Source organism: Legionella brunensis (assembly GCF_001467025.1).
Classification (GTDB): domain Bacteria; phylum Pseudomonadota; class Gammaproteobacteria; order Legionellales; family Legionellaceae; genus Tatlockia; species Tatlockia brunensis.
This window is the reverse complement of record NZ_LNXV01000033.1, coordinates 126,940-147,706: the sequence shown is the minus strand read 5'-3', so window position 1 is coordinate 147,706 and position 20,767 is coordinate 126,940. Positions and strand designations below refer to the sequence as shown.

The following is a 20,767-nucleotide window of genomic DNA, read 5'->3' as shown; positions in this document are numbered from 1 at the left end:
AAAAACACTGCTTTCGATTTTAATAGGGCTATTTCTTCTACAGTTTCTTCTTATCTATGCTGTTGTTGTTGCTAATTTTTCTTGCTGTTGTTTCTTTAAGCCCCCAATTACTATTTTAGAAGGTGTTTTTCTTATGTGCGCCCAACATTCCTCTCAGAGAAAAAGAAGGTTAAATACTCCTTTTTTGTACGCCGTTATGATTCTTCTTGGCGTATTTAGCGGTTATTCTGATATTCCATTATTGAAGACATTTGGTTTGTTTATTGCTGATGTTTTTATAAAAATTTTCAAATGCATTAGTCTTCCTATCATCGCGTTATCCATCATTGTAACTTTATCTAACTACCGTGCAGATGGTATGATGCGTAAGATCTGGGGGCGGGCAATGTCCTATACCTTAGGCACTACATTAGTTGCTGCGGCAATTAGTTGTTTGTTGTATCTTTTAATTCATCCTGGTATGGTTGGGGTAGTGAAACACACTGCCATAACTCCAGAAACCAACCAGCTTGGATATTTTCAACATATTGCTAACATAATTCCTTCTTCTATTTTGTCTCCCTTTTTGGAGCATCAAGTAATGGGTGTCTTGTTGATGGGGATTGTTGTGGGAGTAGCGATTCGATTTATTCCCGAGCCTGAGGCAAGACAAACGATCACCCAGTTTTTTAAGGGGGCTCATGGCTTATTTATGGTCATCACTGGCTGGGTTATTGCGGTGATTCCTTTGGGCTTATATGGATTTATTACCACTACAGTTGTCCAATTGCGTGAAGGGATGGCTATTAAAGGAATTGGACAATATTTACTAATCATAGTTCTTGCCAATTTGATTCAAGGTTTTTTGATTTTACCATTATGGTTAAAGTCACAAGGAATCAAGCCTTTTGCTGCTTTTAAAGGAATGCTTCCTGCCTTGTCAGTTGCCTTTTTCTCTAAATCATCGGTTGGTACATTACCCGTGACGATGGAAACAGCGGAGAAAAATTTGCAGGTTAAACCGGAGATAAGCCGCTTTGTGCTGCCACTTTGCACCAGTTTAAATATGAATGGATGTGCTGCGTTTATTTTTGCGACGGTAATTTACTTAATGCAAAATCATGGCATTGAGATTTCCTTAGGTATGATGGCTTTATGGGTGGTTATAGCGACTATTGCCGCAATTGGGAATGCAGGTGTGCCCATGGGGTGCTTTTTCCTTAGTGCAAGTTTGCTTGCCAGCATGAATGTGCCTATTACTTTATTGGGGATAATTTTACCATTCTATAGTCTTATTGATATGCTTGAGACAGCTCTCAATGTGTGGTCGGACTCGTGTGTGGCAAAAGTGGTGAACGATAAAGCGGTCAGGGACAGTGAGCTGGCTTCTGACCTGGCAATGGCAAAATAACTTACCTCTTGATAGTGAAGCTGTCGTTTAAACAATGCGCTTCACTAATATTTGCTCACAAATTAATTGATAAATAGAGGTTAATGTTTCTAAATCGGCCAAAGAAACGCATTCATTGACTTGGTGGATAGTCGCATTTATTGGACCCAACTCAATGACTTCTACCCCATAGGGGGCAATAAAACGGCCATCTGAAGTGCCGCCACTGGTCGATAATTCAGGGGAGATATTAGTAATTTTTTGGATAGCCTTGATACAGCTATCTAACAATAGTCCATGAGCTGTTAAAAAGGGTTCGCCATTAAGCTGCCATTGGATTGTTGGGTGCAACCCGTAACGCTCAAAACAACCTTCGACTGCATTTTTTAAAGTATCTGCTGTTTGTTCTGTAGAAAAGCGAAAGTTAAAATGCAAAATCAGCTCACCAGGAATAATGTTGGTTGCTTGGCCTCCTGCCTTAATATGAGTAATTTGCAAAGAGGTGGGCGGGAAATGCTGATTTCCTTCGTCCCATTGGGTCGTGGTTAATTCTGCTAATACTGGACTAATAGTATGGATCGGGTTTTCAGCTAAATGTGGATAGGCCACATGTCCTTGTTTTCCGTGTAGTGTAAGTTTGCCCGTTAAAGAACCTCGGCGACCAATTTTAATGACATCACCCAGGCGCTGACTGCTGGAGGGTTCGCCTACGATACAATAATCTGGCTTAATTCCTTGTTTGTGAAGTTCTGCCATCACATGAGGGGTGCCTAAGGCGAAATCATCGCCTTCTTCACCACTGGTAATTAAGAAACCAAGACTGCCTGAAAAATGAGGATTAGCTTGTACAAAGCGTTCCGCCATGAGCATCATTGAGACAAGGCTACCTTTCATGTCAGCTGTTCCCCGCCCATAGAGCATGCTCTCTATTTCTTGCAAAATAAAGGGGTCAGTATTCCATTTACTTTCTTCTCCAACAGGTACAACATCTGTATGACCTGCAAAGACTAATAATGGATGAGCATTTCCAAGTCGAGCAAAAAAATTGGCGACAGGCGAGTTATCAATACGTTGGCATTGAAAGCCGAGTTGTTCGAGGAAATGAATCATAAAAGATTGGCAACCTGCGTCATGAGGGGTAACTGAAGGGAATCCAACCAGTTTGGTGAGCAGGGATTTTATGGTATTCATTTAATATCTCTTAATAACTCATTGATGCTAACTTTGGCTCGGGTTTTCTCATCGACTTGTTTAACAATAACAGCACAATAAAGACTGTAACGGCCGTCTTCACTGGGTAAGTTCCCGGGAACAACCACTGAACCAGCTGGAATTCGGCCATAACTGATAGTTCCAGTTAGCCGATTATAAATTTTTGTACTTTGTCCTAAAAAAACACCCATTGATAACACGGAGTCACGCTCAACAATGACACCTTCAACAACCTCTGAGCGTGCACCAATAAAGCAGTTGTCTTCAATGATAGTAGGGTTAGCCTGCAAGGGTTCTAAAACACCGCCAATTCCTGCACCTCCCGAAAGATGTACATTTTTTCCAATTTGTGCACAAGAGCCGACTGTTGCCCAAGTGTCAACCATGACACCTTCATCAATGTAAGCTCCAATATTGACGTAGGAGGGCATAAGTACCGTATTCTTACCAATAAAGGCGCCTCGTCTTATCATGGCATGAGGTACAACACGGGCGCCAATTTGATCAAATTCATGGCTGTTACTATCAGAAAATTTAAGCGGAACCTTATCGTAGAATTTGCAAAATCCGGCATCAATGATGCGGTTAGAGTTTAGCTTGAAAGAGAGCAAAACGGCTTTTTTAATCCATTGGTGTACTACCCAATCACCATTAATTTTTTCAGCAACTCTAAAATAACCTTGATCTAAGCCTTCAATGACTTCATTGACTGCATTGAGGATTTCTTTAGAGGCTGTTTCAGGTGACAGTTCTTGGCGTTGATCAAATCCAAGTTCAATCGTAGTTTGTAATGAGTTCATAATTTCATCAGTTTATAAAAAGAGGCAAATTAGTATACTCAATCACTGGATTTATAGAAACGTTTAAAAAATTGAAGGAAAATAAAAGGGTTAATTTTATGCTATAAATAAAAATAGCATAGGGGGGGCTAAGATGCTAAAAGCAAAGTCCACTAAGGATGGTCATCCAGACATACCACAGGAAATAAGAGAACTCAATAGTTCGGATTCTGCTCAAACAGATATTTTGCTAGAGGTAATGCAAAAATTATCATTGGCAACAGATCTTGAAACAATTATGTTCATTGTGCGTAAGGCTGCCCGAAAATTAACTGACTCAGATGGGGCGACTTTTGTCCTTCGTGATAATAATTTGTGCTATTATGCGGATGAAGATGCTATCGCGCCTTTATGGCAAGGAAAGCGATTTCCAATGAATACTTGTGTAAGTGGTTGGGTCATGGAGCATCGTCAGCCTACCATCATTGATAATATTTATGCTGACCCAAGAGTGCCAGCAGATGCTTATCGACCAACCTTTGTGAAAAGTTTAGCCATGGTTCCTATTAGAAGGGATTCGCCTATCGGAGCAATTGGAACTTATTGGGCTGAACATTACCATCCTACTAAGTGGTTCTACTTATAAATTAGAGCCTCATCAAAAAGGTTTGATTTGCAAGCATAAACCAACAGGCAATATACGAGCTTATGTTTGGGCTCCTCTTTATGCTCAAAGTGACATACTTGGATTGCTATATTTGGATTGGGAAAACCCCGAGAATAATCAACTTATTAATGCTGAAATTAATCAAGATTTATTGATTGGTATGATTGCAGAGCAAACCCCTCTCGGAATTTCTAACATTGAGCTGAGAGAAACATTACGTAATCAATCATTTCGAGATGCCCTTACTAATCTATTTAATCGACGTTATTTAGAAGAAACGCTTGAGCGCGAAATTAGCCGTTGTGCACGAAAATCAGTGTCCATGGCATTATTAATGATAGATATAGATAATTTTAAACAATTTAATGATAAATTTGGTCATGAAGCAGGTGATATAGTTATTCAGGCTTTCGCTAATGTTCTTCACCAATTCGCGAGGAAGGAGGACATTGCATGTCGTTATGGAGGAGAGGAGTTTATCCTGATTGTACCTGAGGTTGAACTTGATGCAGTACTAATGCGTATTCAATCCTTGCGACAGGTTGCTAGCCATATCCATGTGCGTTATGGAAGTACGGCGTTACCACCTATCACGGTATCTATTGGAGTAGCGATGTACCCTGATCATGGCGAGACAATGAATGAACTCATAACTGCCGCTGATAAGGCTCTTTATGAAGCAAAAAACTCTGGGCGCGATAAAACAATAGTCCATCAAAACTAATAACGAAGCTTATAACTTTATTATTAGTCAGTAAGAATTGACTCTGAGGTCACCTTTAGTTTTCACAGGACAATATAGCGAGTATACTCCTTACCATTGTAGAAGGAGTGGATAATTATGCGTTTGCTGATCACGGGTGCTGCTGGTTTTATTGGTTTTCATTTGGCAAAACTGCGTCTGGAACGTGGCGATACTGTGATTGGTGTGGATAATCTTAATGAATATTATGATATTCGCTTGAAACAAGCTCGTTTAGAGCAATTACAAACGTATGCCAATTTTCAATTTTACCATGCAGATATTAGTGATGCGGCTGCAATTAATGACATTTTGACGCAGCATAAACCTCAGCGCGTGGTCAATTTGGCAGCACAAGCTGGAGTTCGCTATTCGCTAAGTCACCCTGAAGCTTACATACAATCTAATGTTGTAGGTTTTTCTACAATTATTGAGGCATGTCGTCATCATCAGATTGAACATCTCGTCTATGCGTCCACGAGCTCCGTTTATGGGGCAAATGGTACTCAACCTTATAAAGAAACCGATGCAGTTAACCATCCATTGACTATTTATGCAGCCACTAAAAAAGCAAATGAGCTGATAGCGCATTCGTATTCTCATTTATATCAATTACCAACGACAGGACTGCGCTTTTTTACAGTTTATGGCCCATGGGGAAGACCTGATATGGCTTTTTTCTCATTTACTCGAGATATTTTAGAAGGCAACCCCATTAAAGTTTATAATCATGGTCGTATGCAACGTGATTTTACCTATATCGATGACATCATCGCCGGTGTTTCTTTGGCAATTGATAAAATAGCTTTGCCTGATCCACAGTGGTCAGCTGAAGATCCTAATGCGGCTAGTAGTTATGTGCCTTATAAAATATATAATATTGGTTGCGGTAATCCAGTGAATTTATTGGATTACATTGAGGCTATCGAATTAGCAACAGGCAAGAAAGCCATTAAAGAATTCCTGCCAATGCAAGCAGGTGATGTAGTATCAACACATGCTGATACTCATCGGTTGCAAGATGAATTAGGCTATCTTCCTAAGATTGATTTTCAGGAAGGTGTTTCTCGTTTTGTTAAATGGTACGTTGATTTTTATCAAAAATAGACGTAATTGGAGAACAATGCGGACTCAATAAGTTTGTTCGCCATAATTGGCCTTAACTGAAGTTCTTTACCTATTTTTGCCCTAAAATGCAATTGATTTCTTCATCGTCAGCGCTATTAGTTTCTTGAGCAGTTTGAAAAAACTTAAAACGGTCAACAATTTGCTGATATTTTACGAGCAAATCTCCATCCAAATTCCTACCGAATCTTCTTTCTAATTGTTTTTTATCTCCCTCGACAGGACTGTCATAACCAACAAGTTGCTTGCGTCCCCCCTCATCTGAAATGGTTTCATTCTGTTGAAGCGGTGAAATTTTAGAAAACTCAGAAGCAGATATAAGTTCTGCAACTGGATAAATTAGAGGCTCTTGGCTACAGAAACTCTTGTACCTTATTAGCGAGTGTTGACTTGCTTCATAAAGTGCTTTGATTACGGCAAACATTTCATCGTCTGTGGGGCGATAGTGGCCGCTATTATTCGTTAACTCTGTAAGCAAACCCGCTTTAATTCTTAAAGTACCAGTAGCTAAAACTTTTTTACCATTAGAGAGAAATGAGTGGTTCAAGTTTGTGCTACTACAAAGCAGTTTTGGTGGGTCTTCACAAGTCAATACAAAATTGTATTCTCCATCCAAATATTCTCCATTTTGATCTTCAAAAAAACCGTCCTCAGAAATATTAACAAGATAGTTATTTTGTTTATCACCAGTAATATATTTTTGTTCTTGGTCATCAACAGGAAGGATTCTCATTGCTTTTCTTTCAATGCTGTACTGTGATTTCATTGAAATAGGAGTATCAATTTTCACGCCGAAATAATTAATATTATTTGGGTATTGGTTCTTTGGCATGTCTATTCTCTGGGCACATAAAAATAATACTATTGTGCACCTTAAATCTTAAATAAATATTAAAAAAAGATCAGTTTGGTTAAATAAGTTGTTTCTGGTTCTTTTTTGGTTCATTTTAATAATAGTTAGTCGTGATGATTTTAATAGCCGATTTGGGTTTAAAAATGTGTCTAAATTAATGTGTTTGATTCAGGGAATTGGGGATATGCTACCATTGTCCTGGTATCCACGAGCCATGTAGTCCATGAGGAACTCTGCGGGGCAATTTCACTCGAGCAAAGGGTTTTTCATTGAATGCTTGGGCATTAAGGAGCACAAAATCACTGTTATTTTTAACCTTATCATAGACAAATAGAGCCACATGGCCGTCATCTTCATTGGTTGTTGAAGAATTTGGTATAAAAACCGCTTCCCCAATTTCGGCATTCTTACCAAAATCATGCAAGAGAGTGGTTTGTTTTTTTAAGTCATATTTTAATAGGGCATTAAATTGCTCACCTGTTGTTCTGGTGGGGATGTAAATATAGCGGTTGGGGTTAGATGTTTTCTCATCATTAATACGTGGAAATTCAACGGGATGATCATCCAGTTGTTGATGTTTAACTGTTTTGGTGTTTAGGTCAATTATCGAACGGTATAGCAGTGGTGGTACAGAGGATGATGTAGTATCTTTCTGTAAGGCCAGTTTCTCATGTCGGATATAATCAATAATGAGAAGCTCATCATGCTCAAATCCATTCGCAAAGTGATATACAAAAAAGGGTTCTGTTTCGATGCTGGAAATTTGATTGGTTTGACGGTTAACTAGAATTATTTTTACCCCTAATTTAGGTTCCCAACTCAGTAAATTACCTCCAGTTTCTAATTTACTGAGATCAAAAATGGCAGGGCAGTCAAAAAATACCAGATAGTTTTTTGTCAGAATAAAATCATGCATCATGGATGAGGTTGATTTATCAATGGGAATATTTTTGCTAAGTTTCCCTTCTTTATTGAGAACATAATACTGTAAATAAGGAGGTTGAATATTATAGGTGAAGGCATAAAGCTCTCCTGTTGTGGGATCCAGCCGAGTGTGGGCATTGACATTAAATGGTCGTTTACCACCTTGAGGACACCATTCGCCAATAGTCTTTAATTCTGCGGAAACTTCGTAGGCAGGACCAGATTCATACAAAGCCAGATACTGCTGTGCATGACGAATGATATGAATAAAGGCGCCGTCTTTTACAGGGCCTGGATCACCTTCTTTACCAATAAGTTTAGGGTCAGTAGGAATAGGGCGGGCAATACCACCATATAAGGCTCGGCCTGCTTTTTTTTCTGCAATAAGGCCTTTAGTATCGACAAAGCGGTTACGGTAGTTGGCTTTACCGTCATGAATGTAAATCGCATGTAGCATTCCATCACCATCAAGAGGGTATGTGTAGGAAATAGGTTCAAAAGCAGGGTTTGGCCCGTTGCGCATGTAAATACCTAATAGATCTTGCGGCAACTCACCTTCGATAGGGAGGGTGTCAACAAATAATTCATCTTTAACAGGGGCGAAATTTCCTTGCAGATAAGGATTTTTGGTCGTGTCTTCTTTTTTCTTACTAAATTTTCTAAAGAGGAAACCCTGGTACCAATCAGGAAACCATTCAGTAAACCAAATCGCAATAATTATCAATAAAACTAATATTGAGTCAGTGACAAAACTTGAGGGAATGATATTAATTGATTCTAAAAAACCATCTACTGCCGTTAAGGATAATGCTAATGCCCACACAGAAGAAATCGCATAGTTAATTTGTTTGAAAATAGGTGTTTTCTCGGTAAATTCATCTACTTCTTCCCTTGCGTACTGCATGGTAAAAGGTTTTTTAACAAAAATTGAAACCCACATAATTGCTGCTAGGGCTACATTGGATAAGATATAAGAATATTGATTCAACCAAATTCCCACGGGTAGCCAATACATTACTGAAAGAAAGGCAAAATAAACAAGTGTGGCCCAATCAAGAAGAAATTTTTTACGTAGATTTTTTAAATTAAAAACGATTACCGCAGCTAATCCAGAAAGAGCGGCTATCTCATCAGATAAGTACTGAGAGCCAGATATTACAAAATAAAGTATCCAGGGAAGAAAACCTTGTATTGGCTTAGATCTCATGTCCTTTCCATTATTAATTATTTTATTCAATAGAAATATAGGTTAAGCAGCGTCTAAGTTCCAATTCACTAATGACTCTAACAATGAAATTCAGATATAAATCATGATATAGTCGCTATTTTTATGATTGTTAAGGGAAGTGTATGGGCCAAGTAAATACTTTTTGTTGGATTGATATTCCTGTTACTGATTTAAATCGAGCTATCACTTTTTACAGTAGGCTTTTAAATACAATGGTGCAAAAAATATCTGAACATGGATTTGAATTTGGGTTGCTACCCCATTCAGAAGATAATGTATCGGGTTGTTTGACTGTAATGGAAGATAGAAAACCTTCTCAAAATGGTCCTTTAGTTTACCTTAATGTGGATGGGCGGCTGGATGAGGCGGTTGATGCCGCAAAAAAAGAAGGTGTTAAGGTGCTTAAAGAAAAGGAGCAAATTGGCCCTTATGGACATAGAGCCATTATTCTTGATACGGAAGGTAATGCTATTGCTTTGTATTCAAAAGAAGCTTGATCTTCTATTACAATGGGGCAGCTCATAATCTTCTCATGATTATGAGCATTAAATGCTTTGAGCTGCAATCAATTACTTAGCTAGTTAAATTAGAAGAAATAGCGTTAGCATTAGTAATAGTGGTAGTCCCAGTGATGATAGCTTCATTCACTTTTTCTACTTCCGTAGAGAGTTCTCCAGAGAGCTCAGAGATGTCGCTATCCATAATCATCTCATTTTTTTCTAATACTCGGGCCGCTTGTGAGGCTATTATTGTGAAATTAGGATTAGTTCTACTAATAAAATGGCAATTTACTCCTTCTAAATTTTGAGCTTCAACGTAGTTTGTATCCGTATCATCATAGAAATCAATGATTGCCGTTTCCGTAATTTGCTCTCTCGCGATAAGAGTTTTCTTTAAAAAATTAATTTGATTATTTTTGCCTTGTAGCATCGCCATCTTCGCTTGAAAAGCATTTCCCATATCTGGTAGATAAGAAATGAAAATGGGTCTGTCAATGCCTTCAACGGTGTATACATTAATTGCAGTGGCAGGTTCATCTGAAGTTAAAGTTTCAGCGAGTTTCAATTCTTTGCCTAACATATGAGAAATATAACCAGCAATAAAAGCAGGATTGTTATGATAAGTAGCGATAGCACTTAAATGGTCAGCATCATGCTCAAAAGGAACACCATTTTTTATATTATGTACAGCAAGTTTCTTTCCTAATTTGTAGATGTCTTCTTCTAAGAAATCTGCTCGTGCAATTCTATCTAAGCAATAAGAGCTAAAAGTGTGTCCTTTGCTAATTGTTAAGTCAAAATCAAAGATTCTTATATTTGCTTTAAGTTTTCCAGCCATGTCTATTTCTCTTAAAAATTGTGCATTCTAGGGGATAAATCTTAAGAAATTATTAATTTAAGATCACTTTGTCTAGTTAATGTTTCTAATGTGGAAAAAGATATCTATGAGGGCTAATTTGTTTCAAAAATAAATTATGAACCCCAGTTATATTGGAATATTGTCATGAAATGTTATGATGGCTACGGCTCTTCAGTCTTATTTGTTAAATGCTGGAGGGGCTGTCAGTAATAATAACCATTTCAGATTAAGGACATATCATGAAAGTTAAGGGTCATTGTTTTTTGGCAGTAGGATTACTAATAAGTGTTTCATCTTCATTTGCGGCATCGTATAACCCTGATCAATTAGCGCAATTTAATGCTACTAATCAATGTTATAATTGTGATCTAAGTGGTGCTCATTTATCTGGAAATCACTCTAGCGCTGTTTTTTCAGCAACCAATTTAACAGGTTCAGTGGGAATAGGTACTTTTTCTGCATCTAACTTTGCTGGTAGCAATTTATCGTCAGCGAATTGGAGTACTGCGAATCTGAGTTATGCGCAACTGTCTTATATTCCTCTTGTTAAAACAAATTTTAGTGGTGCCGATTTAAGCTTTGCTAATTTTGAGGGATCGCTGACTAATGATGCTATTTTTGACGATGCTAATCTTTATGGCTCAAACATTTCACAACAGCAATTAGACAGTGCAAGAAGTTATTGTGGCGCAACTTTACCTTCTGGAACTAAGAAAAATTGCTAAAATTGAAGGCTGCTTGATGCAGCCTTATTGTATCAACCCTTTAAACTGGCAATCAAATTATCTTTTTCCTGCCAGCTATTATTAAGCCAAGTTCTAAATTCAGCCTGAGCCTTATCGTCTTCAACGAGTGATGAATTAATAAACTGCTTAGGAATAGGTAATTGTCTGATGTGAACTTTGATTGCATCAATTCTGCGACACAAAAAGTCCCAAAGCGAATGTTTAGTATTTGAATAAATAATAGTGACGTCTAGTAAGCTAGTAAATTGTTGGCCCATAGTGCTAATTACAAAACTGATGCCTCCAGCCTTGGGTTTTAGCAAAAATTGATAAGGTGATTGTTGATGTCTATTCTTTTGAGAACTAAAACGCGTTCCTTCTACAAAATTCATTATTGCTGCTGGAGTATGTTTAAATAGCTCTACTGCTTTTTGAGTTGCCTGTAAATCCTTACCTTTTTTATGGGGTTTTTTAGTGAGATATTCTGGGGAGTAACGTTTCATAAATGGGCAACCCATAGCCCACCAAGCAAATCCCAACAGGGGGACCCATTTTAGCTGATCTTTGATAAAAAATTTTAACACCGGTATTTTACGATTAAAAAGTCGCTGTAATACCACGATATCAAGCCAACTTTGGTGATTGGCAATAATCAAATACCAATTTTTGCGGCTAAGATTTTCTAAGCCTTCGACATGCCAGGTTATTTTTTGGGTGCGACTGATATAAGAATTATTAAGTGCACTCCAAAAACTGGCTACCTTGTCAACCATTTTAGTGCACCAAAGCTTCCCGCGACGATTGGGGAAAAACTTTAAGATTCCAATGCAAAGAATTGGTATAAAGCTCAAAGTTGTAGTCAGAATCAATATGCTGATAGCGATAATGCCATGAAGCTGACCTCCTGATTTTTTTACATTATTCAATGTTCTCTCCATTACAGGTTTCTTAGTGAGTTACTATCTAACATGCTTTAAGTGCATAGTCTAAATCTGCAATTAGATCATCGATGTATTCGATACCCACTGAAAGTCTGATAAATCCATCTTCAATCCCTAAATTTTTTCGAGTTTCTAGGGGTATAGAAGCATGAGTCATAATAGCAGGATGCTCAATTAAACTTTCGACTCCTCCTAAACTTTCTGCTAACGTAAATAGCTCACAACGTGATAAGAAACGTGTTGCGGCATTTAAATCACCTTCAATGACCATTGAAATCATACCACCAAAATCATGCATTTGTTCTTTTGCTAGAGTATGTTGAGAGTGACTAGCCAAACCAGGATAGATAACTTTTGAGACTTTAGGGTGTTTTTCTAGCCATTGCGCTAAATTTTTTGCATTCTCACAATGACGTTGCATTCGTAGGGAAAGGGTTTTTAGACTTCGTAGTATGAGAAAGCTATCAAAGGGACCAGCTATTCCTCCGCAAGAATTTTGTAAGAAAGCCATTTTTTCGCTCAGTTCAGGGCTATCGCCAACCGCAACAACACCACCTACAACATCAGAGTGGCCATTCAAATATTTAGTTGCTGAATGTAGAACAAGGTCAAATCCTAACTCGATAGGGCGTTGGATCCATGGGGTGGCGAAGGTATTATCAGCAACGCTAATCAGATTATGACGTTTCGCGATTGATGCAATTTCACGTAGATTTGCAAGTTTTAGCATGGGGTTGGATGGTGTTTCAACCCAAATCATCTTTGTTTCAGGTCGAATAGCTGCCTCTATACTTTTGATATTGGCCATATCTACAAAGGAAAAAGATAATTGTGAAGTACGTGTTTTCACTTTATCAAATAATCTAAAAGTTCCACCATAAAGATCATCGGTTGCTATGACATGATCCCCTGCACTTAGAAGGTCAACTACTGTATTGATGGCGGCCATACCAGAGGCAAAAGCAAATCCGCGTTGCCCTGATTCTAAACTGGCAACACAATCCTCATAAGCTTTGCGTGTGGGATTATGGGTTCGAGAATACTCATAACCTTGATGTACACCAGGAGAACTTTGACGATAAGTAGAGGTGGCATAGATTGGGGTCATTACTGCACCTGTGCTGGGATCAGGTTCTTGTCCTGCGTGAATTGCACGCGTGTCGAAGTGAGTTTTGTCCATGGGAATTCCTTCTAAAAAAATGGCTATCCGGCAAAAAATACAGGAGCAGTATATAATAATTTAATAAAACGATCTTAATTAAGTAACTTGACTAAAGGTTTTCAATAAAAAGACGCTATAAAGCGTGTGTCATTCTAGTGAGGGATTAATGCGTAGGCAAGAAATTAGTTATGAAAAAGTTGCCTCTGCCGCTGAAACTGTCAAACAGCAGGGGAAGGAGCCCTCCTTAACCAATATCTGCGAAGAATTGGGAATAATTTCCTTTACCCCGGAATTATCCTCTTTGCTTGAGAAATGGTATCACAATCAACCTGAGTTTCAGCGATCGATTAAAGCCCCCCTGTCTAACAATATAAAAATTGAAACGAGTGAAATACTTGAGAAGAACGTTGAGCTAGAGAAATCACTCTCCTTGCTACGTGCTACTTTAGAGTCAACTGCAGATGGTATTATGATGGTTAATGGTAAGGGGCAAGTAGTTGACTGGAATCAAAAATTTGTTGAGATGTGGCGTATTCCTTCATATATGCTCGAATCCGGCACAGAAAGTATTGGGTTTGAATATATTTTAGAGCAACTAAGCAATCCGGCTGCGGTGATTGCTGATGTCCAATATCTTTATGAAAACCCTGAATGGCAAGGGGAGTTGCCCTTACTTCATTTTAAAGATGGCCGTATTTTTGAACGTTATACACAACCCCAGCGAGTGGGTTCAGAAATAGTGGGTCGAGTCTACAGTTTTCGCGATATTACTCAAAAGCTCATGGCAGATGATGAGTTACGGATTCGTGAGCGAGCTATTGAAGCGAGCACACATGGAGTCGCGATAATCGATATTACCAGGTCAGATCAGCCAATCATTTATGTTAACAGAGCATTCGAGCGTATTACAGGTTATGGTGAAAAGCATATTATTGGACAAAACATCTCCCAAATAATTGGAAGCAAAGTCGATCAGGTTAATCAAAAGAGGATCAACTTGGCAATACGTGAAGAGCGAGAAGAAACTGTTGAGCTTGAGAGTTATCGTCGTAACGGAGAAATGTATTGGTCTGAGTTAAGTGTGGCTCCAGTAAGTGATTCTTTTGGCAAAATTAGACATTTCGTTGGCATTATCAATGACATTACCCAACGTCGTGAAATGGAGAAACAGTTAGTTAGACAAGCGACACATGACTCATTGACTGAATTACCTAATCGCGTTTTATTGATGGATAGGGTTGAACAAGCTATTTTACAGACTAAGAAGAAGAAATCTCTGCTTGCTTTTCTTTTCCTTGATTTAGATCGTTTCAAAATGACGAATGATACCTTAGGTCATAGTATAGGTGATAAATTATTGCAAGCAGTCTCTAATCGATTGTTGATTGCGACAAATGACTATGACACTGTAGCGCGGCTAGGAGGGGATGAGTTTGTTATTTTATTGCCTGATCTCAGCACGGAGCTGCAGGCACAGCAAATGGCGCAGGAAATTTTGCATCTTATTGAAAAACCATTTCAGATTGATCAGCACAGTTTAAAAATAACGGGCAGTATTGGTATTAGTTATTACCCAAAAGATGGTCTTGATTATGAATCGCTAATGAAAAACGCCGATTTATCAATGTATCATGCCAAAGACAGTGGGCGTAATAGTTACCGTGTCTTCGAGCAAGAGATGAATAGACGTGTTATTAACCATATGCAACTTGATAATGCGTTGCATGACGCGATGAAAAGAGATGAACTCTATTTAGTCTATCAACCTCTTATCAACTTAAAGCAACACCAAATTGTTGGTTTTGAAGCTTTACTACGTTGGAATAGTCATCTATTAGGTCAGGTTTCTCCAGCTGATTTTATTGGCATGGCAGAAGAAAACGGTTTAATCATTGACATTGGAAAATGGGTATTAGAGCAAGCATGCATGCAAACCATAAGGTGGCATCAGCAAGGTTTCAAGGATTTAACAATTGCTGTCAACATTTCAGGGCGTCAATTCCGACAAAGCCAACTGCCAAAGGTTATTGATGATGTTTTGACAAGAACAGGTTTAGCTGCCAAATATTTAGAACTTGAATTAACCGAGAGTTTATTGGTTGATGATATTGATCATGCTGTAGAAACAATGTATCAGTTAAAAGATATGGGAGTGAAACTGGTAATTGATGATTTTGGTACAGGCTATTCGAGTTTGTCTTATCTTAAACAATTCCCAGTGGATAAATTAAAAATCGATCGCTCCTTCATTAGCGAATTAATGAATAAAGAGAATGATGCCGCTATTGCAAGAGCTATTATCAATCTTGGTCATAGTTTAAATTTAGAGGTCTTGGCTGAAGGGGTAGAAACAGAGTTTCAAAAAGAATTTATTGTGAATAATGGTTGTGATTATGCGCAAGGCTATTATTTTAAACCCCCGAATACTCCCGATGCCTTAGAGGATTTCTTACAAAAATACCCAGATTATTAAAATAAATGCTAATAATCCAGGTCTCTAACGTATAGTAAGTCGTATGAAAAAATTATTTGAAGAAATTTTGGTTAGTCCTGTAGCAAAAAAAAATTTTAAGCATGCACAAGAAGCCTTTGAACATACAATGTCCGTGATTAAAGGGTCTAGTAATCGCCTGACTGAAAGTGATTTACAAACTCATTTTGGCCAGGAAATCATAAAAAATATCAATAAAATGAGAGCGGAGCCAGTTGAGGAACCTGTATATTCTCTTGAGTGGATTAAAAAAGTAGCTTTGCTCGCTGAAATTTATAAAGTAGGAAATTGCTGTGAAAAAGGATGCGTAACTTTTTATTTTCTTTATAAATTGCTCACGTCATTGCCAAAGGGTGATGTAAATCTTGAGCTATTTAATAATCCTTTGGTTGATCATTTTTTTGTAGTAGCTGGTAGGAGTCCTGACACAGACCCCAGTGATCCTAGAACTTGGAATGAAGACACCATCATTTGTGATCCTTGGGTTGAGAAACGTTCTTATTTTTTAGGGGAAGTAGATTTTGAAAATATGAAAGAGAACCCATGGGTGGCAATAAATTATTTATTACCCTCTGAAGGTTCTTCTGGTCCAATTGTATTACAAAGGGATGTACTTGCTAAAGCAAATGGAGTGAAGGGTAAAATCATCTACTCTCAAGACGTAATGGTTTTGCGTGTCAGGTATCATGCAGGCGTTTTTAATTCATATAATCATAATGTTCCTATGTGTTATGAAGAATGGGACCTGCCGAAAGAGAAACATTATCTTAAGCATAAAAAATTAGATAAAACGAAAGTATCAATATCAACGAATAGTTTTTTTCCTCCTCAAAAGCAAGAAGTAGATTCTTCTGACCTCGACATAGATAATCAAGTGTAATCTCATCTAGTTCTACCGGCCATAATTAAAGCCGAAATTATAGATTTCTTCAGCTAGGTATGATTATTGCTGAGGATTTATGTGGCCTTTACTTAGTAACGGCAGAAATAAGCTTCTATGGGATTATGAGTCTTTGGAGAGAATTGATCATGTACTAATTTGATATATCAGGTCGATGTAAGGGGACTAAATCACTTTGCCTAGAAAGTGAGGGATATATTTATGGATAGTAGATCTCAGGATAGATGAGGCTTAAGCAAAGACTGGTTTCATTGACCTGAGATGGCAATGGAGATAAAAGATGAAGAGCATAACCATTATTGGCTCTGGTTTAGCTGGGACATTGTTATCGCTCTATATGGCCAGGCGAGGGTATGAGGTTTATTTATTTGAGTCAAGGCCAGATATTCGCGTAGAAAAACCAGATCGTGGACGTTCGATTAATCTTGCTTTGTCTTGTCGCGGGATCACCGGTTTAGCAGGCGTTAATCTGATGTCTGAAGTTGAGAAAATCATGGTGCCTATGCGTGCGAGAGCGATTCATGAAGCCAATGGTGAAATTAAATTTCAAGCCTTCGGGCGCCACCATGATGAATATATTAATGCTATTCATCGCAGCGAGTTGAATGCTCTATTACTTAATGTTGCAGAAAGACAATCACGAATTCATTTACATTTTGATATGAAGTTGATCGGTCTTGATTTACATAAAAAATCATTGGAATTTGAACATAAAGGCCAGGAACATGTAACAAAGAATTATGAGATATTGATTGGCGCCGATGGGGCGGGGTCTCATGTGCGTGAAGAATTGGCTAAGATGCAGATTATTGAATATTCAAGAAGTTTTCTACCGCATGGCTATAAAGAGCTATCTATTTCAAGAGGTTACTCTTCCGATTTCATACCTGAACATTTACATTTGTGGCCCAGGGATTCTTTTCTATTACTTGGTAATCCGAATCGCGATTACTCAATTACTGGAACTTTATTTCTTCCCAATCACGGTAAAAATAGTTTTATGGAGCTAAATAATGAAATTTCAATTAATACTTTCTTTAAAAAACAATTCACCGATGCCTATCAGGCCATGCCTGATTTGATTGGTGAGTTTTTAAACCATCCTACAGGTAACCTAAGCACAATTAAATGTTCACCCTGGTATTTTGAAGACCAATGCTTACTTATCGGGGATGCAGCGCATGGGGTCGTACCTTTTTTCGGTCAAGGAATGAATAGTGCCTTCGAGGATTGTCGGATTTTAAATCAACTATTGGAAGAGCACCAAGATAACTGGAAGCAAGTGATGCCGTTATTCTTTGCTGCTCGCAAGTCTAATACAGATGCGGTGGCCGATATGTCCATGGATAATTATCATGAAATCCAGACTGATATACGCGATGAGAAATTTAATTTAAAAAAACAGATCGAGCAGGAGTTAATGCATCATTACCCAGATCGCTATGTCTCAAAGCACGTATTAGTAATGTTTACCAATACCCCTTATGCAAAAGCAAAAGCATATGGGGAGTTTCAAAAGGAGCTATTAAATAAAATTTGTGAAAAAGTGAGGTCTATTAAAGAAATAAATTGGAGTGATATCGATAGATTGATGGAGCAATACGACAAAAATTTGGCGAATTTCACCTCTAAAGCCGAAACTCATTCAACTTAAAGAGTTAATTTGGCCAAAATTTTGTCATAACCCCTGGTTTCGGGGACAGTTTTTTGTCGCTTCCCGAGGTATTGTCATGCGAAAAGGAAAAAAAAGGGTCCTTTTTGGCAAATAAAGCGACCAAATTGATAAAAATTTTGGCACGCTCGCTGCAATACCATAACTGAGTAATGAATTTATGCCTCGGAGGCAAATACTATGAAAACTATACAATCTTTTATTGATTCCAAACAACAAGAATTTATGAATCATCCTTTTTTTGAAATATTGGCTCAATTAGATAGTTTAGAAGAAATTAGCTATTTTGTTCCTGAATTGACTTTCTGGGCAATGACATTTCAAGACATCTTACGTTTAAATGAAGAAAGAGTTACTGATCCTTATTTAAAGAAAGTTGCTCGTCACCATCGTCTAGAAGATGCTGGTCATGAAAAATGGTTTTTACATGATAAAAAGTATCTTGGTAAGGTTTCCAGTGATAAATCATGTAATCAAGATGACGTAGCATGGCTATATAGCAAAGAATCTCAACTGACTCGGGACGCTGCATACGCCATTATGTCTGAAATTTATAAAGCCGATGATGAAATATTGAATATCGCTTTATTGCTCACCTTAGAATCATCAGGTCATGTATTCTTTGAAAAGGTGGTTAAACAAGTCAAAAAAGCAGGGGCTGATAAAAACCTTAAATATTTCTCAAGTTCCCATCTTGAAGTAGAACTAGCACATGCGCTTTTTGAAGAAGAGATGGAACGAAAATTATTTGAATGGCCAGTTCCTGTTAATGTACGTCGTGAAGCACTTAAGATGATAGATAGATGCTATGATGCATTCAACAAGATGTTTGATGGATTAATTCTTGCATGCAACAAACGACTGCAATTGGCTAAAGAAAGGAATGAAAATGCAGCAAATGCATTGGAATATGTCTCAGATAAAGCAGTGTGAGAAGGAAATCGGCGAAGCGATGCTCAAGGATGAGCATACGCTTGTTTCTTATGCCCAGGATTTTGGCAAGATAGCTCATGTACTTCCTGCTGCAGTTTGTATCCCACAATCATTAGAAGAACTTCAATACTTATTCAATTATGCGCATCAAAATTATCTTCCTATAACAGTTAGGGGTAAAGGTTTAAGTCAAAGTGGTCAATCACTTCCAATAGAAGGTGGGTTGACTGTGCATTTGGAAAAATTTAATCAAATCCACGAGCAGGAGAATGGGACCATTTGGGTCGACGCGAATGCCAGTTGGGCTGCACTAATTGAGTCATCGTTGAGTCAATCACTAATTCCTTATGTTATTCCCTATAACTGTAATTTGTCAGTAGGAGGAGTCTTGTCTGCAGGTGGGGTAGGTGCTTCTTCTTTTAAATTTGGGGGGGGCGTGTCGCATGTCAAAGCTCTCGAGGTAGTAACAGCAGAAGGAGATGTGCAAATTATTGACGCAAAGTCTGAGCTTTACAGGGCTTGTCTTTCTGGACAAGGGCGTTTCGCCGTGATCTCGAAAGCATGCATTAACTTGCGTCGTTGCTCCAAAAATGTGAGGACCTTTTTTTTAGTTTATCTCGACAAAGAACAGTGGCTTAACGATATTCAGGAAGTGCAAAATGAGGCTGATTACATGGAAACTTTCTGTTCCCCTTCAATTCAAGGAGCGAAACTAATATCTGGAAAACGGTTGCCTTTTGCACAGTGGTTATTTGCGTTACATATAGCCAAAGAATATGATGATGAACCACCTACACTAAATGATCTTGGTCAACATTTAAAACCCTGGAAAACTCTTCATATCCAGGATGAAACGATAGCGTCCTATTTGCATCGTCATGATTCACGCTTTGAAGCGATGAAATTGACAGGACAGTGGGATCTTCTTCATCCATGGTATGAATGTTTTATTCCCGGTCACTTATTAATTCATCATATTGAAGAGTTGTTGGTGCAATTACCACTTTATTATGCAACTGTGCTGCAGATTGTTCCTGTAGCCAAACAAAAAAGTACCAGTTTTTTTATGCTTCCTGATAGCGAACAAGTCTATGCTGTCATGATCCTTACGCCAGGTGTTAATGACAAACTACTCCCTGGTTGTTTGCAAACGATAAAAACACTGGATGCATTATTTTTGGAGCATGGTGGGAAACGTTATCTTTCTGGATACCTAGGTGATGATTTACCCAAAAATTATTGGAAAGATCATTTCGGTGCAGTTTATCCAGATTGGCTAAGCCTTAAGAAAAAATATGATCCACATCATGTACTAAGATCGCATTTGTTTAATTCATAGTGGTTTATCCAACGAGCTTGCTCATATGAAAATCTATTTTTTAGGTTTAAACGCCATCAAAGTAAACAGTGTGTTGGTTTCATAACTGTCCTGATAAACAAAGCCTGTAGGTTCTATTGATTGTTGCCACTCTGCCAAATTTCGTTGTCTTCCTCCTAATAAAACCATCATTACGATATCCATTGTTTTATTAGGGTGGGGAGTATTATTCTCAGGTAGGATCTGCTCGGCAATAAAAAGGATGGCTTCTTTAGGCATTTGTTGATAGCAGTTCTGCAAAATTTGCTTCATTAGAGCATCGTTGAAGTCATGCAAAACACCCTTAAAAAGGTAGGCATCAGCTTG

At 38.1% G+C, this 20,767-nt stretch carries 19 protein-coding genes; 11 read left to right on the top strand and 8 right to left on the bottom strand.

From position 1 onward, the window contains the following. The first annotated feature begins 133 nt into the window (after positions 1 to 133). Positions 134 to 1,390, top strand: a complete 1,257-nt coding sequence (locus Lbru_RS11970) for a dicarboxylate/amino acid:cation symporter (protein WP_058442370.1) — start codon at positions 134 to 136, stop codon at positions 1,388 to 1,390. Positions 1,391 to 1,417: 27 nt separating this feature from the next. On the opposite strand, the gene dapE is transcribed toward Lbru_RS11970, so the two are convergent. Both dapE and dapD read right to left on the bottom strand, forming a co-directional pair. After that, entirely contained in the window at positions 1,418 to 2,560 is a 1,143-nt protein-coding gene (gene dapE / locus Lbru_RS11965; protein WP_058442369.1) for a succinyl-diaminopimelate desuccinylase, read from the bottom strand. Then, entirely contained in the window at positions 2,557 to 3,381 is an 825-nt protein-coding gene (dapD, locus tag Lbru_RS11960; protein WP_058442368.1) for a 2,3,4,5-tetrahydropyridine-2,6-dicarboxylate N-succinyltransferase, read from the bottom strand. The genes dapE and dapD overlap by 4 nt, the downstream gene beginning before the upstream one ends. A 133-nt stretch (positions 3,382 to 3,514) precedes the next feature. Between dapD and Lbru_RS17840 the strand changes: the two genes are divergently transcribed. From Lbru_RS17840 to Lbru_RS11945, 3 genes are all read left to right on the top strand, one after another. Then, a complete protein-coding gene (locus Lbru_RS17840; protein WP_058442367.1) occupies positions 3,515 to 4,006 on the top strand; it encodes a GAF domain-containing protein in 492 nt (163 codons plus the stop codon). Further along, a complete protein-coding gene (locus Lbru_RS17835; protein WP_058442366.1) occupies positions 3,954 to 4,751 on the top strand; it encodes a GGDEF domain-containing protein in 798 nt (265 codons plus the stop codon). Before Lbru_RS17840 ends, Lbru_RS17835 begins: the two co-directional genes overlap by 53 nt. Positions 4,752 to 4,868: 117 nt before the next feature. Then, positions 4,869 to 5,876, top strand: coding sequence for an NAD-dependent epimerase (locus Lbru_RS11945; RefSeq protein WP_058442365.1), 1,008 nt, complete (start codon positions 4,869 to 4,871; stop codon positions 5,874 to 5,876). Between the two features lie 70 nt (positions 5,877 to 5,946). Here Lbru_RS11945 and Lbru_RS11940 read toward each other — a convergent pair whose 3' ends face one another. Together Lbru_RS11940 and Lbru_RS11935 are read right to left on the bottom strand one after the other, a co-directional pair. Further along, entirely contained in the window at positions 5,947 to 6,684 is a 738-nt protein-coding gene (locus Lbru_RS11940; protein WP_131793621.1) for a hypothetical protein, read from the bottom strand. 250 nt (positions 6,685 to 6,934) lie between these two features. Beyond that, positions 6,935 to 8,878 carry a carotenoid oxygenase family protein gene (locus Lbru_RS11935; protein ID WP_058442363.1) on the bottom strand — a complete coding sequence of 648 codons (1,944 nt, stop codon included), beginning with the start codon at positions 8,876 to 8,878 and terminating at the stop codon, positions 6,935 to 6,937. 143 nt (positions 8,879 to 9,021) lie between these two features. On the opposite strand from Lbru_RS11935, the gene Lbru_RS11930 reads away from it, so the two are divergent. Continuing rightward, positions 9,022 to 9,396 (top strand): VOC family protein, encoded by a 375-nt coding sequence (locus Lbru_RS11930; protein ID WP_058442362.1) that lies wholly within the window; start codon positions 9,022 to 9,024, stop codon positions 9,394 to 9,396. Positions 9,397 to 9,472: 76 nt separating this feature from the next. Here Lbru_RS11930 and Lbru_RS11925 read toward each other — a convergent pair whose 3' ends face one another. Next, entirely contained in the window at positions 9,473 to 10,237 is a 765-nt protein-coding gene (locus Lbru_RS11925; protein ID WP_058442361.1) for a hypothetical protein, read from the bottom strand. 260 nt (positions 10,238 to 10,497) lie between these two features. On the opposite strand from Lbru_RS11925, the gene Lbru_RS11920 reads away from it, so the two are divergent. Then, positions 10,498 to 10,983: a pentapeptide repeat-containing protein gene (locus Lbru_RS11920; protein WP_058442360.1), complete on the top strand. Its 486-nt coding sequence runs from the start codon at positions 10,498 to 10,500 to the stop codon at positions 10,981 to 10,983. Between the two features lie 32 nt (positions 10,984 to 11,015). Here Lbru_RS11920 and Lbru_RS11915 read toward each other — a convergent pair whose 3' ends face one another. Both Lbru_RS11915 and Lbru_RS11910 read right to left on the bottom strand, forming a co-directional pair. Further along, positions 11,016 to 11,909: an acyltransferase gene (locus tag Lbru_RS11915; protein WP_131793620.1), complete on the bottom strand. Its 894-nt coding sequence runs from the start codon at positions 11,907 to 11,909 to the stop codon at positions 11,016 to 11,018. 37 nt (positions 11,910 to 11,946) lie between these two features. Next, entirely contained in the window at positions 11,947 to 13,104 is a 1,158-nt protein-coding gene (locus Lbru_RS11910) for a trans-sulfuration enzyme family protein (RefSeq protein ID WP_058442358.1), read from the bottom strand. Between the two features lie 148 nt (positions 13,105 to 13,252). Here Lbru_RS11910 and Lbru_RS11905 point away from each other — a divergent pair, with 148 nt between their 5' ends. The 5 genes from Lbru_RS11905 to Lbru_RS11885 all read left to right on the top strand — a co-directional run bounded on the left by Lbru_RS11905 (position 13,253) and on the right by Lbru_RS11885 (position 20,422). Continuing rightward, the gene (locus Lbru_RS11905) at positions 13,253 to 15,559 is read left to right on the top strand and encodes a bifunctional diguanylate cyclase/phosphodiesterase (RefSeq protein ID WP_058442357.1); all 2,307 of its coding nucleotides are present in this window, start codon (positions 13,253 to 13,255) and stop codon (positions 15,557 to 15,559) included. Between the two features lie 43 nt (positions 15,560 to 15,602). Next, positions 15,603 to 16,457: a hypothetical protein gene (locus Lbru_RS11900; RefSeq protein WP_058442356.1), complete on the top strand. Its 855-nt coding sequence runs from the start codon at positions 15,603 to 15,605 to the stop codon at positions 16,455 to 16,457. A 301-nt stretch (positions 16,458 to 16,758) separates the two neighbouring features. Next, a complete protein-coding gene (locus Lbru_RS11895; protein WP_058442355.1) occupies positions 16,759 to 18,132 on the top strand; it encodes an FAD-dependent oxidoreductase in 1,374 nt (457 codons plus the stop codon). Positions 18,133 to 18,330: 198 nt separating this feature from the next. Further along, positions 18,331 to 19,083 (top strand): hypothetical protein, encoded by a 753-nt coding sequence (locus tag Lbru_RS11890; protein ID WP_058442354.1) that lies wholly within the window; start codon positions 18,331 to 18,333, stop codon positions 19,081 to 19,083. Then, complete coding sequence (locus Lbru_RS11885; RefSeq protein WP_131793619.1) at positions 19,040 to 20,422, top strand: FAD-binding protein; 1,383 nt, start codon at positions 19,040 to 19,042, stop codon at positions 20,420 to 20,422. The genes Lbru_RS11890 and Lbru_RS11885 overlap by 44 nt, the downstream gene beginning before the upstream one ends. A 33-nt stretch (positions 20,423 to 20,455) precedes the next feature. Here Lbru_RS11885 and Lbru_RS16625 read toward each other — a convergent pair. Next, the coding region (locus tag Lbru_RS16625; protein WP_274519608.1) for a methyltransferase at positions 20,456 to 20,767 on the bottom strand (312 nt) is incomplete at its 5' end.

Excerpts from the sequence above, each read along its gene's own strand:
- Lbru_RS11970 (WP_058442370.1), top strand. The coding sequence starts at position 134 with ATGTGCGCCCAACATTCCTCTCAGAGAAAAAGAAGGTTAAATACTCCT.
- dapE (WP_058442369.1), bottom strand. The coding sequence starts at position 2,560 with ATGAATACCATAAAATCCCTGCTCACCAAACTGGTTGGATTCCCTTCA.
- dapD (WP_058442368.1), bottom strand. The coding sequence starts at position 3,381 with ATGAACTCATTACAAACTACGATTGAACTTGGATTTGATCAACGCCAA.
- Lbru_RS17840 (WP_058442367.1), top strand. The coding sequence starts at position 3,515 with ATGCTAAAAGCAAAGTCCACTAAGGATGGTCATCCAGACATACCACAG.
- Lbru_RS11945 (WP_058442365.1), top strand. The coding sequence starts at position 4,869 with ATGCGTTTGCTGATCACGGGTGCTGCTGGTTTTATTGGTTTTCATTTG.
- Lbru_RS11935 (WP_058442363.1), bottom strand. The coding sequence starts at position 8,878 with ATGAGATCTAAGCCAATACAAGGTTTTCTTCCCTGGATACTTTATTTT.
- Lbru_RS11930 (WP_058442362.1), top strand. The coding sequence starts at position 9,022 with ATGGGCCAAGTAAATACTTTTTGTTGGATTGATATTCCTGTTACTGAT.
- Lbru_RS11925 (WP_058442361.1), bottom strand. The coding sequence starts at position 10,237 with ATGGCTGGAAAACTTAAAGCAAATATAAGAATCTTTGATTTTGACTTA.
- Lbru_RS11920 (WP_058442360.1), top strand. The coding sequence starts at position 10,498 with ATGAAAGTTAAGGGTCATTGTTTTTTGGCAGTAGGATTACTAATAAGT.
- Lbru_RS11910 (WP_058442358.1), bottom strand. The coding sequence starts at position 13,104 with ATGGACAAAACTCACTTCGACACGCGTGCAATTCACGCAGGACAAGAA.
- Lbru_RS11905 (WP_058442357.1), top strand. The coding sequence starts at position 13,253 with ATGCGTAGGCAAGAAATTAGTTATGAAAAAGTTGCCTCTGCCGCTGAA.
- Lbru_RS11900 (WP_058442356.1), top strand. The coding sequence starts at position 15,603 with ATGAAAAAATTATTTGAAGAAATTTTGGTTAGTCCTGTAGCAAAAAAA.
- Lbru_RS11895 (WP_058442355.1), top strand. The coding sequence starts at position 16,759 with ATGAAGAGCATAACCATTATTGGCTCTGGTTTAGCTGGGACATTGTTA.
- Lbru_RS11890 (WP_058442354.1), top strand. The coding sequence starts at position 18,331 with ATGAAAACTATACAATCTTTTATTGATTCCAAACAACAAGAATTTATG.
- Lbru_RS11885 (WP_131793619.1), top strand. The coding sequence starts at position 19,040 with ATGCAGCAAATGCATTGGAATATGTCTCAGATAAAGCAGTGTGAGAAG.